The following is a 13,642-nucleotide window of genomic DNA, read 5'->3' as shown; positions in this document are numbered from 1 at the left end:
GTTATATTTTTTTAAGAACAATTTTTTCATTTTGACTGGCAATCATCTTCTGGAAAAGATCTTTTAATCCATTGTACTGATCTGCTGCAAAAATACTATTGTTAATTTCTTTTGAACTAATTATTCGAATTTTGTTTCCTTCGCCAGATGTATTTAACATATAAACGATCTCTTTATTTTCTGACGAAATCTTAACAGGAGTGGGCAAAGATTCTATTTCATATCCTTCAGGGATTTCGATATTCAAATTAAATTTCTCCTGAGTCGGGTAACCAAAATAAACTGGCATTTGTCTAACTTCCTGAGTAAACGGATTTTTAGATCTGGTAAAAAACAACAATGGATTGATAAACATTTTACCTTCAATAATTTCTACCCTATTGTCTGCATTTAAAGAAAATGTTTCAAGAACAGGTTCCTGAATATTCGTTTTTTTATTATCGATGGTGTAATTTGAAATTTTCGAATCTCCAAATTGTTCTTCTAATTTTTCAAGATAATTTTCCTGATTCTTATTGGCATTTTCAACTCTGAAAAGATAGGCATCATAATCTGTTCTTTGAATTCTGATCTTACCTTCTATTTTCCCAAGATTATCTATTTTGACCATCAAACTGGAGTATTCTTTTGACATTGTGCTGGGTACTAAATCAATTTCTGCTGAAGTTCCATCATCTTTTATTAATCTTCCTTTCCAGTTCAAAACATTTAAAGGCAAAATTCCGGGCGATGTAAATTTATGTGTTGCGTCTAGTAAAATTTGTTTGTCTTCAATTTGAGCAGCAGCTACTACATAGTTAAAACCTGTTCTTGTGGGATAAACCGGAATTCCATTTTGTGTAGTACTGACCAATACTGGGTTCGCTTCTATTCCTGCCAATTTTAGCATACTGATTAATATAAAATTAATCTCTGCCACATTCCCGGTTTGATCTGCGTAAGCTTTTTTTACCCCTTTCTGAGTATAATAATCATTCTCTTCATTCCAGTTCATTTTGTTCTGAACGAATTTAAAAATGATGTTCAATCGCTCTTTTTGTGATTCAACATTAGTCAATAATTTTTTAACATCTTCGAGTAAAAAATCCCTGTCATTAAGTTCTTTTCCAAAACTTTTATCTTTAAAAATAGTATTTGCAACACCTTCCCAGGTTATCGTATAGTCTTTTACAGGCTGATCCGGATAACGTACTCTCTCTAATTCGTGCTGAATAGATCCTTTATAATTATCAATATTATCGATATATGGCTCTTTCGCCAGTGCCGGAATATCATTTCCTGTATAAAAAGCGCTTATTTGTTTATAGGATATGCTTTTTGTCTTGTTATAATCATCTTCAAAACTTTGACTGCCGTTGGTCAATTTTGAATCTGTTTCAACTTTATGACCTCCTACCAAAATTGGTTTATAAATGTAATATTCCGGAATATCTGTTTTATACTCGAAGTAATTTACCGGAATATCATATTGAAAATCAAAATCGGGTAGTTTTACAATATTATCCGATTTTAAAATGTACTTGTATTCTATAATCGATCCTACTTTTACATTAGGAAGCGTTATTATTTTTTCGTCCCAAAATTTATTTACTTTTTTCGTAAAAGCTCCCTGATTGCCTAGTTTTGTCTTAACAATTGCTTCATTTTCTAAATTATAAGTTACTGCGTTTGAAAACTCTAATCGGTCTTCGCTTAAATTTTCATAACCAATATAAAAACGCACCTTTTGATCCGCCCAATTTAGTCCTTCCTTTTTATAAATTTTAATTTTAAATTCATAAACATGATTGGCAGAAAAACCTTTGTCTTTAGTAAACGTAAAAAATGTTTTTCCTTTTTTAAACAAAATGGCAGCAGGCGCAGTTGTATCTTTTGGGTTTATTTTTTCCTTTAATTCAGCAACAGTAACTTTTCCCAACTCATAATTTTGAGCGCTGCTTTTTGAAATTCCCAGAAGTAGAAAAACAATTATCAATAAGCTTTGAAACTTCATATTAGATTCTTTTTAGAACAATTTTCTCCGTTTCCTTTGCAATCATGCTTTTATAATATTCTTTAAGCATTTCATACTTTTCAGTAGATACAATTGCCTCGTTAATTTGATGCTGAATAATTATTTGCAATGAGTTTCCTGCTGGAGCAATATTAAACCTAAAACTCCCTAAATTATCCTCCATATTAATAATCGCTGGCGCAGGTAAAACTTCTGCTGTAAAACCTTCAGGAATTTGAAGAGTTATGTTGTATTTGTCTGTAAAAGGAAATCCAAAATCGACCGGGTATTCTCTCACATCTTGCTTGAAAGGATTTTTTTCGTTTGTAAAAAACAACATAGGATTTACATAAATTTTCCCACCAATAACATCGCACAAATTATTTCCAGTAAATGAGTATGTTTCCATTGTAGGCAACAATAATTCTTTTTCGTTTGTTCTTGAATAGTCGCTAATTTCTATTTTGTTATTACTATTTTCTAGTTTTTCTAAATACTCTTCTTCTTTAAATCCATTAATGTTTTTTCTTGTGATCATAGCATTATAATCGGTACATTGCCTTCTGGTTTTTCCTGTTATCTTTCCCTCTGGATCAATACTATAACTCATAAAAACAACGTCGTTTGATGATTTTTTAGGCATCAAATCCACCTCTTCAGAGCTTCCGTCTTTTCTAATTAATCGACCATACCAATTTAAAGCTCTAAGTGGCAAAATGTTAGGCGTTGAAAATTTATCAGAGGCATCTAATAAAATACTTCCATTTGGAGTTTCAACCGCCGCAATAACATAATTAAAAGCAGTTCTGTTTGGGAAAATTGAGATTCCGTTAGAACGTGTACTTACCAAAACCGGATTTGCGGTTAAGCCTGCGTAACGCAACATAGCGGTTAGCATTAGATTGATATCAGCAATGTTTCCTGTTTTTTCTTTGTATGCTTTTTTAACACCATTATCACAGCTATATCCTAAATATTCATTCCATTTTACATTTGCTTTTACATGATCTAAAACCACCAATATTCTTTCTTCGCTTGTATTTTTCCCTTCTAATTTCTTTTTCAAATCCTCCTCAAAATATCCGGTCTTATTCAACTCAGAACCAATATCCTTATAAATTGTATGCACCACTGACTCCCAATCTACAGAATACATTTTCACCTCTGCCTGTGGAAATTTTGTTAGTGATAATTCATGCTGAATACTTGAGGTATAATTATCAATATTATTCACATAAGCTTCCTCTTTCATCGCCGGGAAATCTACAGCAAGATATGTAGTCTGCGTTTCTTTATAATCTACTTTACTTGTAGAAAATGTTGTTTTGGTATGTATATACTCACTATCTCTATCTTTATTTGTAAAAACAATAGATCTTTGATTTGTAACTTCAGTTTTCTTAGGAAAAGCATATCCCTTTTGTCTTGCATTAAAGACATAATATTCTGGAATATAAGTTGAAAACTCAGAATAATTCACCGGAATACTGGTTTGAAAATTCCACTCTCTAATCATCTGACCATTTGGGCTTTTTATCGTATAGCTAAATTCAATAACAGAACCTTCTTTGACATTAGGCATTGTTATTTTTTTCTGACCTCTAAATTTATCTACAACTTCATCAAAAACTCCTTCGCTCTTTAGTTTTGTCTTTTCAATTTTACCATCAACTAAATTATAAGTAACCGCATCAGAGAAATTCACTTTCTCTTTAAAATCAGACTGGTTGTAATACCAAACATTTTGATTTGCCCAGTCGTAACCCTCCTTTTTATAAATTTTAATTCTGGTCTCTACTTCTGCTACGGTCACAAAACCATTATTTACATCATATTCTATTCTGGTTTTTCCCTTTTTATACAAAATTGCGGCGACTGCCGATGAATCTTTGGGATGTACCTTTTGCTCTAATTCTGCAATAGATACTTTTCCTAATTTAAATTCCTGCCCTTTTACATTCGTAATAAACAGCAATAGAAGTGAAAGACTAAAAAGTTTGGTAATTTTCATTGGTTGGTTCTGGTTTTAATTAGTTTTTAGTTAAAATAATTTTGGCGTTATCGTTTCTTGAAACCTGCTCCATAAAAAGACGGTATTCATCGTATTCTTTATTAGAATATTTCCCTTTATTTAAAAACATAGAGCGTTTGTACATCAGTTTATTGTTTTCTTTTTTGATGATTTCGGTTTTGTATTCTCCAAATTTTCCTTTCAATTCAAAATTTGAAGGCAAAAATTCTATCGAAAAACCTGCTGGTAAATTAATTTCGATTTCATCTGTATCTAAATATCCACGCTGAATTTGAAATGGATTTTTTCTATTGCGGATTCTCTTTATATTCCCGGAAGTTTGATTGAAAGCGTCTACCGTAAAAATCATTTTATTAGCAGAAATTGACGCATAGTTTATTGCACTTACTTGTACATTTTCAGTAAATTGTACATTTTCTTTGTTATTGCTAAAAGTTATTTCTCCCAATTTCAAATTATTGATATTACTCCAATAGTCTTTATAATGAGATTCCTTTTCTGTTGGCTGTAATGTTTCGATTTTAGTTTTCGAACTGTATTGAGAACCTTCTGAAGTTATTATAATCGAGCCGAAAAAATTGCCGTTTTCGTCTATCGTATAAGTTCCTTTATCTATCTGGGTATTTCCAATATCTTCATACACTTTGGTTCTCACGATTTCTCCGCCTTCCGGTTTAATAATCAAAACATCACGATCATCTGTAAAAGTTCCCTGATATCCAAAAGGATCATCCTGACTTGTACATTCTAACCATGTATAATGATTTCCATTTGGAACAGCCAAAATCATGTGATTTCCCTGCATCGAAACAAAATCAGACTGAATATTTGATTTGTAGCGATCTCCAAATAAAATAGTATTGTACGACGGAACATCTACAACCTGTAAAAGCGCTTTTGTATAATTAGATAATGCCTTACAATCTCCGTAACCTAAACGATCTACATCACTGGCAAGCATTGGTTTCCAACCACCAATACCTACAGCAATATTTACATATCTTGATTTTTTTTGTACATAATCGTAAATGATCTTTGCTTTTTTTATAGGATCTTTTTCATCTCCAACTAGTGCTTTTATTTTAGTTTTTGTTTCTTCAGGCAAAGTAGTTGTTCCTGTTAAGATTTTATCACCATACCATTTACCAAATGCTTCCCATGTTGTGGCAGTACCATCAACACCTTCTAAATGAAATTTTTCTAAGCCCATCATTACTTTCGGAAAAAGATCATCAGTAGACGGACTGTAATCTTCTACTTTTCTGGCTAAAATATTAAGAGCAAGATAACTTAGTTTTGTATCGGTATCAATAGTTTTCTTTATATTAAAGTCAGAAAAAGAAAACTCCTTCTTTTTAAATCCAAGATCATTTGGAAAAGAAACATTTAAAATACATTTCTCCACACTCAGATTATAATCACTTAAAAAATACCATCGGGGTATAAAAGCAGTAGTTGAACTTTCGATTTCGCTGGTATAAACAACAGTAAAAGGATATGAAATTGGAGTATAATCTAAATAAAGTACACGGTTATCCGAAAAAAGAGTACTACCGCTTACCGCACTTTGATCCTTAAAATCTTTTCGTTTTATTTTTTTGATTTCTTTGCCCGATATATCATAAACAACTGCTTCGATACTTTTTACTCCTGTTGATTTATCATAGTGCTGATAAGCACCAATATTGCTTAGGCCTTTTTCATTTAAAACCGTCACAACTCGCTGTACTTTGATATTCATGCTTCTCTGCGAAACAATAGCAATGTCCATTTGATCCAAACGAACAACAGCATTGGCATTCTCTTTAAGACTATCAGAAATCGCTGTTACAGCATATTCGCTCTTTTGAGCTGAAAGAATAAGGGTAAATAAGAAAAAAAATAATCCCGAAAAAGTAAATTTCATTAGTAAGTAATTTCGCCAAATATATATTATTTTTAGAAATTTTTAACACTCGTCTAATGATTTTTTAATCTTTGTTTTTGCTGTCAATTAAAATCGTTACAGGCCCGTCATTTAAGAGACTAACCTTCATATCGGCACCAAAAATTCCGGTTTGTACTTTTTTCTTGAATTCTTTTTCTAAAGATTTTACGAAATTCTCATACATTGGAATCGAAAATTCAGGTTTTGCTGCTTTGATGTAAGACGGTCGGTTTCCTTTTTTTGTAGAAGCGTGAAGCGTAAATTGACTCACCACGATAATATCGCCGTCGATATCCTGAACCGAGCAGTTCATGACATCGTTTTCATCGCCAAAAATTCTCATTTTAATGATTTTCCCCACCAGCCAATCAATATCTTCCTGAGTATCCAGATCTTCAATTCCCACCAAAACCAATAAACCTTTTTGAATATCAGCTACTTTTTTTTCATCAACTGTAACTGATGCCTGAGAAACTCTTTGAAGAACAACTTTCATATGAATTGTGAATTATAAATTGTGAATTATTTAGCCACAGATTACACGGATTAAAGATTTTAAATTCTTAGTGTTAGATGCACTGCTGTGTATCTCTACATTCAAACTTTGTCGATAATTTTTGATTTGGAATTTGGACCCGAGCGTTAACGAACAGGCGAAGCAATTTTAAGAAATTGGAATTTATTTTTTATTTCCTCAATTCATCACTCGCTTTACGATCTTCATCATACGAATCTGTACGATAATTTTCGTCGTCGCCTTCTAAGATCTTTAAGTAACTATTGTAACGTGACCAGGCGATCTCGTCTCTCTCTAAAGCAGCTTTTATAGCGCAATGAGGTTCTTCTTTATGCAGACAGTTATTGAATTTACACTGATCTTTTAATTTGAAAAATTCAGGGAAATAACCACTGATTTCTTCTTTCTCCATATCGACGATTCCAAAACCTTTGATTCCCGGTGTATCGATAATTTTGGCATTAAAAGATAAATCATACATTTCGGCAAAAGTAGTCGTGTGCTGACCTTGTTTACTGGCTTCTGAAATGGTTTTGGTTTTAAGATGTAAAGATGGCTCCATCGCATTTACCAAAGTCGATTTTCCAACACCTGAATGTCCGGAGAACATGCTTACCTTACCAATCATCATTTCTTTTAATTCCTCAACACCTTTCATTTCGGTAGAAGAAACACGAAGACATTTATACCCAATTTGCTGATACACGTATTGCATATACAATTGATCTTCTAGCGTTGGCTCATCAAAAGTATCTATTTTATTAAAAACCAAAATTGTTTCGATATTATAGGCTTCAGCAGTTACCAAAAAACGATCTATAAAGTTGAAAGTTGTGGGCGGATTATTTATCGTAATCAATAAGAATACACGATCAATATTCGACGCGATAATATGCATTTGATGTGATAAATTAACCGATTTACGAACGATATAATTCTTTCTTTCGTGAATATTAAAAATCGTTCCGGTCAAGGCATCAGAGGTTTCTTCGAGTTCATAATCGACAATATCGCCTACAGCAATGGGATTGGTGCTCTTGATACCTTTCATCCTAAACTTCCCTTTCATACGGCATTCTATAAAATCGCCATTTTCAGATTTTACAGTGTACCAACTTCCTGTAGATTTATATACGAGTCCTGTCATTCTTTAATTTTAGGTTTTTGATTTTAGATTTTAGATTGCTCTTCGAACTAAAAAATAAAAGGCAAAATTACGTTTTTAGAATTGAACAACGCAACTTCGCCTTTTAAAATTAAAAAACTGACTCTAAAACTGACTCATTTACCAAACAATTTCGGCTAAAATTTCATTTTCTTTGATTTTTCCTAACTGAATTGTCTTTAAAGCTTTTGTAATCTTCCCTGCTCTTGTAGTATAAATTTCTACCATAACGCTTGCAGGACCACTTTCGGTTAACTCTCTTTCGCCAAAATAATTAGTTTTAACTTGATATTTTCCTTTAAGAGCATTTCGAATTAAATATTGTTCCGGCCCATAACCTTCTGTAAAATCTTTTGAGAATCTTGCTCCTGCTTCTGTTTCGGTATGACTGTAGTAACATTCTTCTCCATTTGGTTCAATAACATGTAAATCAAGATCGACATCCATTTGGTTCCAGCTCATAATTATTCTGATATCAACCGGCATTTTCTCCAAATATTTTTCATCAAGTTTACCTGTTTTCAAACCTTTGTGTTGGATTGTTAATCGATTAATATCCATTATAATAATATCTTCTAGATCTTCGTACTGCCCCCTCATTTCTCCGTAATAATTTACTTCCAGTGCTTTAATCAATTCATCAAAAGCATCCTGATACTTTCCTGCATCTTCCAGAGCCAATGCATAATCTCTTAGACTCTGTGGTTCGTGCGCTCTCCATTTAGCAATTTGTTTTGCTGTATATAATGCATCCTCATAAGATTTCCATTGACGTAAAGTATAGGTAAGCGTTTTATAAAGCTGATGATTTTCCAAACCTAAATCGGCAATATTACTAATTACCTGCAATGCTTTTTTAGTGTCTCCCTGATTGTAGAAAAAATGTGCTACATCAAAATAAAAACTCGGGTTTCTTTCCTGCGTTTTTCTTAATTCAAAATACAATTCGTACTGTTTATCTTTTGGTGCCGATGCTAAAGCTTTAAGATATAATCGATCCGGATTCCAGGTTTTAGGCTGATTTTCGATTACATTAGAATCGCTACTTTCTACAATCAAATCTTTTTTAGCATCTTCACTTAATAAAATTTCTTTATTTAAAGTTGTATCACCTTCTGTCGCTTGACTTATTTGAACTCCTGCAACTTTACCCGCAAGCGCCTGGGATACATTGGTGTTTTTAGAAATATTCTCAGACGAAATTGTTTGTACAGAATAAGAGACCTCAGCTTTTTTAACCGTTCCATAACCTACAACAGTCACTTCTTTTAACTCAGATTCTGCTTTTTTGTCTGAAGACTCTACAGCTGCCGAAGCTTCTTCCACTATATTCATTACAGGTCCTGAACCAACTGGCTCATCAACTGTCATCACAGCATCAGCATCGCCTTTAATACTTCTGGATGACGTTACAACAACAGATTCTAATTGTACTGAATTCTCTCGCAATACTACTGTAAACTTATTATTCATTCCTGTATTCAACTGATAAGAGTCAAAACCAATATAACTAAAGTTAAGCGTACTATTTTCGGCTGCTATAATTACAAATTTACCATCAAAATCAGTATAAACTCCTTCTCTTTCTCCTCTTAATGTTACAGTTACACCCGGCAAAGGTATTCCTTGCTGATCTAAAACAGTCCCTTCAACTTTACCCGCTGCAACATTTGTACTTCTGGTTGAAACTGGACTTGCACTTCTGCGTGAATTTCTGCTTAACGTATTATTAACTAATCTTCTATTTTTTTGAACTTTGGGCTTTGGCAACGGTTTTGGAATTGAATATTTGATATCTTTTTTCCACCAATTATTTAAACCTTCAAAATAACTTTCAATACTTTCCCAATTATTCTTTTGTTGCGCCAGATTATTAACGTTTTCCTGTTTTTTAATTCTGTCAAATTCAGCACGCAATTCGGCCGGCGGTATAATATCGTAAGAAATATAATCCCGAATATCTTCCAGAACAATCAACGAGGTATTCTTGGTTATAATGCCATATTTCTTTCCTAAAAGTTCAATTTCATCAGCATTTTTAGCATACTGAAAATCAAGATTGGCTATTTTTTTCTGCGCCCAAAGTTTTTCAACATTCACATCATTTGTATTTTGAACAGCAGCATCCAGCGTTATTTTTCGCTCTAAAACAGCTTCATTATTATAACCAAATAATAAGGTGACTTCATTTTTTGGATTCAAAGAAATTCCTGAAAAACTAAAACTTTCTGAAACCGAAGTCCCTTCAATAGGAAACAAATCGCTCACAGTATAGTTTTCTTTTATTCCTAAAAACTTCAAATTTGTATTTACCAATTTATCTAAAGCATTTTCTTGATTTACCTGATTTAAGTTGATAAAATTACCGCCTGTTTGCATTGATGAATAGTTCAAGAAAGAAAAATCAGCAGAAACGGATGAAGTAATAGTATAAAGAGGCTTTTTAGTTTTTGGCAAAACGTTGTCACTTAAAGACGAAAATCCGTCAGAAAAAAACAAATATTCGTCGTTATTTGTAAAGTTTATTTGTGAAAAACGAGTTCCTCCATCGTATTTGGTATTTTCTAAAACAGCTTTTAATGCTCCCCAGTTTCCGTTGGTAATTACGTATTCATTTTGCTTTTCAAAACCATAATTTAAAAAATACAAAGTAACTTTTGTGTTTTTTATTTTCTGAAAATAAGCATCAAGCAAAGCCAATTCCTTTTTGAAATCTCGTGTTTTACAACTCAGTGAATTATCCCAAATTAAACCAATCGAAGCTGGATTTTTCTTGGCTATTTTATTTCCTTCGATAAAAGTATTTCCGTAAAAATAATGCTGTCCGCCAACATTCTGCATGATAACACTTGGCGTATTTTGTTGAATTGGAATTTTAAAAACTAATTTTTCAGAAGGCTGATAATTTTCTTTTTTGATGGAAGTCTGAAAAGATTGATTCCATTTTGAAAAAGCAATTTCATCACCGGAATTCTCGGCCACTGTTGGTGATGCTGCAGTTGCTAAAACCGAAACATTCATTTCGAAATTATCCAGTTTTTTAGGATAACGACTCACTAATTGATACGCCAGATTCTCTTTATCAAAAGCAGAAAGTTCTTCTTCGTAGCCAATGATTACAGTTCGTTCTCCGTTCGGCATCAACGGATAAATTCTGGTTCTGAAATTATTTCCGTCTACTTTCTCCAGTAATCCCGGGTCGACACGACGATGCTCGATCGCTTCAAAAACCTGTTTCCCTTTGTTTTTATTTACCGGAACGGCTTCACGCATTTTACCATTAATATCAATAGCATATCTAGAAACCGAAACATTTTCGGGCAACGGAAAAATAAGTTCCGCTTCCATCTGGCGGGCTCCTGAATTAAAGAAATGCATTTCGGCAGTGGTGTAAGCAATATTTCCCACCACTTTTACATTCACAATTAGTTTATTCATTCTAACCTTTTCAGCTTCATCACCTTTTACTTTAAGTTCGGGGCTTTGTGCAAAGGATTTTGTTCCTAAAAACAATATCAAATAAAATAACATTTTCAAGTTTACTTGAAAAATTCCTGGCTGAGATAAATATAATTTTGATTTCATAACACGAGAGTTAAGGTTCTATAATTGTATAGAGAACATAAAATCTAAAAAGGTTGGAATGGGTTATAAAAAATTTAAACCATATAAGTTATATAAGAAAATATTAGCCTAAGATTAAAATTAAAAACCTTGTAAAATATAGCCCACGGGTTTCAACCGTGGTGACAAAGATTATCAATATGCAATGCGCTCACAAAAGATTGCGAACATGCATTGCGTCCCCACGGTTGAAACCGGGGGCTATGTTTATATATAAAATACTGATTTACAACTTTTAAAAAAAATAAAAAATCTCCAACACTTTTTGTACAAAGTGCCGGAGATTCTTAAAAAAAACAATCTATTTTTAAATAATGCTATAAGAAAATTTTAAAAAAGTTTTAATAAAACTTAAATTAACTTATATCACTTATATGGTTTAGAAAAAATTATGCATTGAAAATTTTCTCCTGGTGACCAATACTTTCCTGGTGAATTGCTTTGAACATTCTTAAAACGAACTCTTCAGTAAGACCTTTTTTCTCCCCTTCAAGAATCATTTTTCCTAAGATTTCGTTCCAACGGTTGTTTTGAAGAATCGCTACGTTTGCATCTTTTTTCACCTGACCAATTTCGTCAGCTACTTTCATACGTTTTCCTAATAACTCTAATAAGTTAGCATCAAGAACGTCGATATTAGCTCTTAGTTTAGTCATTTTTGAACTGTACTCATCTGTAGTATCATCTGTTTTTCTAATCGTCAAATCTTTAATGATTTGTTTCAAAGCATCAGGAGTAACTTGTTGAGCAGCATCAGACCAAGCGTTGTCCGGATCGTAGTGCGTTTCGATAATCATACCATCGTAGTTCAAATCTAAAGCCTCTTGTGTTACTTCGAAAATCATTTTACGATCTCCTGTAATGTGAGATGGATCGATAATTAATGGTAAATCAGGGAATTTATTTTGCAATTCGATAGCAATTTGCCATTCCGGAATGTTTCTGTATTTTGTTTTCTCGTAAGTAGAGAAACCTCTGTGAATAACTCCTAATTTCTCGATTCCAGCCATGTGTAAACGCTCAACACCACCTAACCATAAAGCTAAATCAGGGTTTACAGGGTTTTTAACCAAAACGATTTTATCAGTTCCTTTCAAAGTATCAGCAATTTCCTGAACTGCGAAAGGGTTTGCAGTTGTACGGGCACCAACCCATAAAACGTCGATATCATGTTCTAAAGCCAGTTTACAGTGCGCTGCAGTTGCAACCTCAGTACCCATTAATAAACCAGTTTCAGCTTTAGCTTTTTGTAACCATTTCAAACCAATTTCTCCAACACCTTCAAATCCTCCCGGACGCGTTCTTGGTTTCCAGATTCCAGCTCTGAATACACTAACTTTTGAATCTTTCAATTCATGAGCAATTTTCAATACCTGATCTTCTGTTTCTGCACTACATGGTCCTGCTATCACAAGTGGGTGATTTAAATTGAAATCTTCTAACCACTTTCTCATTTCTTTCTTATTTTCCATCTTAATTTTAATTTATTTCTTAGTTGTTGTTAATCCGTTTAATATTTCTTTGATTTTATTCGTGCTTTCCATTTCTTCAAAAATGGCATTGTAATTTTCGTCTTTTAACAAATCCCTAAACCGACTCAGATTTGATATATATTCTTCTAATGTTTCGATAACATGTTCTTTGTTTTGCTTAAAAATTGGTGTCCACATTGCCGGCGAACTTTTTGCTAAACGAACCGTGCTTTCAAATCCACTTCCGGCCATATCAAAAATATCCTGCTCGTCTTTTTCTTTGTTCATTACCGTTTTCCCGAGCATAAACGAACTAATATGCGACAAATGCGAAACGTAAGCAATATGTTTGTCGTGCGAAGTTGGGTCCATATATCGAATCCTCATTCCTATTTCGCTAAAAAGCTTTAACGCCTTTTCCTGCAATTTAAAAGTGGTTTTTTCCACCTCACAAATAATGTTTGTCTTTCCTTTAAACAAACCTCTTATCGCTGCCGAAGGTCCTGAGAACTCCGTTCCTGCTATAGGATGCGTTGCAATAAAATTTCTTCTTTTTGGGTGACTGGCAACAGCATCACAAATTGTTTTTTTAGTCGAACCTACTTCAAAAACAATTGTTTTATCTCCAACTAAATCCAACACTTTAGGTAAAACCACCAGCGCCACATCCACAGGAACCGAAACAATTACAAAATCAGCATCGGCCAATTCTTCAAAACTTCCTGCCTGATCAATAACACCTAAATCAATTGCTTCCTGCAAGTGTTTTTCATTATTGTCTATTCCAAAAATAGTGGCATCAGGATGTTGGTCTTTGATGTCCAGCACCATCGAACCGCCTATTAACCCTATTCCTATTACGTATACTTTCATAATTCTTTTTATTAGAAGTAAAGCTTCTTTATAAATTCC

8 protein-coding genes are annotated in these 13,642 nt (G+C 33.1%); all 8 read right to left on the bottom strand.

What is annotated here, in order from left to right:
- Position 1: 1 nt before the first annotated feature.
- A complete protein-coding gene (locus tag IRZ78_RS17605; RefSeq protein WP_194617783.1) occupies positions 2-1,993 on the bottom strand; it encodes a DUF3857 domain-containing protein in 1,992 nt (663 codons plus the stop codon).
- 1 nt (position 1,994) lies between these two features.
- The gene (locus IRZ78_RS17600) at positions 1,995-4,004 is read right to left on the bottom strand and encodes a DUF3857 domain-containing protein (RefSeq protein ID WP_194617782.1); all 2,010 of its coding nucleotides are present in this window, start codon (positions 4,002-4,004) and stop codon (positions 1,995-1,997) included.
- 19 nt (positions 4,005-4,023) lie between these two features.
- Positions 4,024-5,931: a DUF3857 domain-containing protein gene (locus tag IRZ78_RS17595; protein ID WP_194617781.1), complete on the bottom strand. Its 1,908-nt coding sequence runs from the start codon at positions 5,929-5,931 to the stop codon at positions 4,024-4,026.
- Positions 5,932-5,995: 64 nt separating this feature from the next.
- Entirely contained in the window at positions 5,996-6,448 is a 453-nt protein-coding gene (gene dtd / locus IRZ78_RS17590; RefSeq protein WP_194617780.1) for a D-aminoacyl-tRNA deacylase, read from the bottom strand.
- Positions 6,449-6,638: 190 nt separating this feature from the next.
- Positions 6,639-7,616 carry a ribosome small subunit-dependent GTPase A gene (gene rsgA / locus IRZ78_RS17585; RefSeq protein ID WP_056248857.1) on the bottom strand — a complete coding sequence of 326 codons (978 nt, stop codon included), beginning with the start codon at positions 7,614-7,616 and terminating at the stop codon, positions 6,639-6,641.
- A 138-nt stretch (positions 7,617-7,754) separates the two neighbouring features.
- Positions 7,755-11,219 carry a VIT domain-containing protein gene (locus IRZ78_RS26215; RefSeq protein ID WP_228520517.1) on the bottom strand — a complete coding sequence of 1,155 codons (3,465 nt, stop codon included), beginning with the start codon at positions 11,217-11,219 and terminating at the stop codon, positions 7,755-7,757.
- A gap of 428 nt (positions 11,220-11,647) precedes the next feature.
- The gene (locus tag IRZ78_RS17570; RefSeq protein ID WP_029270594.1) at positions 11,648-12,730 is read right to left on the bottom strand and encodes a bifunctional 3-deoxy-7-phosphoheptulonate synthase/chorismate mutase type II; all 1,083 of its coding nucleotides are present in this window, start codon (positions 12,728-12,730) and stop codon (positions 11,648-11,650) included.
- Positions 12,731-12,742: 12 nt separating this feature from the next.
- Positions 12,743-13,603, bottom strand: a complete 861-nt coding sequence (locus IRZ78_RS17565; RefSeq protein ID WP_194617779.1) for a prephenate dehydrogenase — start codon at positions 13,601-13,603, stop codon at positions 12,743-12,745.
- Between the last annotated feature and the right edge of the window lie 39 nt (positions 13,604-13,642).

It is taken from the genome of Flavobacterium sp. CSZ (assembly GCF_015350725.1).
Taxonomy (GTDB): domain Bacteria; phylum Bacteroidota; class Bacteroidia; order Flavobacteriales; family Flavobacteriaceae; genus Flavobacterium.
This window is presented reverse-complemented; position numbering and strand designations above follow the sequence as displayed.

Bases quoted from the DNA above. Each gene is read 5' to 3' on its own strand.
- IRZ78_RS17605 (WP_194617783.1), bottom strand. From the start codon at position 1,993: ATGAAGTTTCAAAGCTTATTGATAATTGTTTTTCTACTTCTGGGAATT.
- IRZ78_RS17600 (WP_194617782.1), bottom strand. From the start codon at position 4,004: ATGAAAATTACCAAACTTTTTAGTCTTTCACTTCTATTGCTGTTTATT.
- IRZ78_RS17595 (WP_194617781.1), bottom strand. From the start codon at position 5,931: ATGAAATTTACTTTTTCGGGATTATTTTTTTTCTTATTTACCCTTATT.
- dtd (WP_194617780.1), bottom strand. From the start codon at position 6,448: ATGAAAGTTGTTCTTCAAAGAGTTTCTCAGGCATCAGTTACAGTTGAT.
- rsgA (WP_056248857.1), bottom strand. From the start codon at position 7,616: ATGACAGGACTCGTATATAAATCTACAGGAAGTTGGTACACTGTAAAA.
- IRZ78_RS26215 (WP_228520517.1), bottom strand. From the start codon at position 11,219: ATGAAATCAAAATTATATTTATCTCAGCCAGGAATTTTTCAAGTAAAC.
- IRZ78_RS17570 (WP_029270594.1), bottom strand. From the start codon at position 12,730: ATGGAAAATAAGAAAGAAATGAGAAAGTGGTTAGAAGATTTCAATTTA.
- IRZ78_RS17565 (WP_194617779.1), bottom strand. From the start codon at position 13,603: ATGAAAGTATACGTAATAGGAATAGGGTTAATAGGCGGTTCGATGGTG.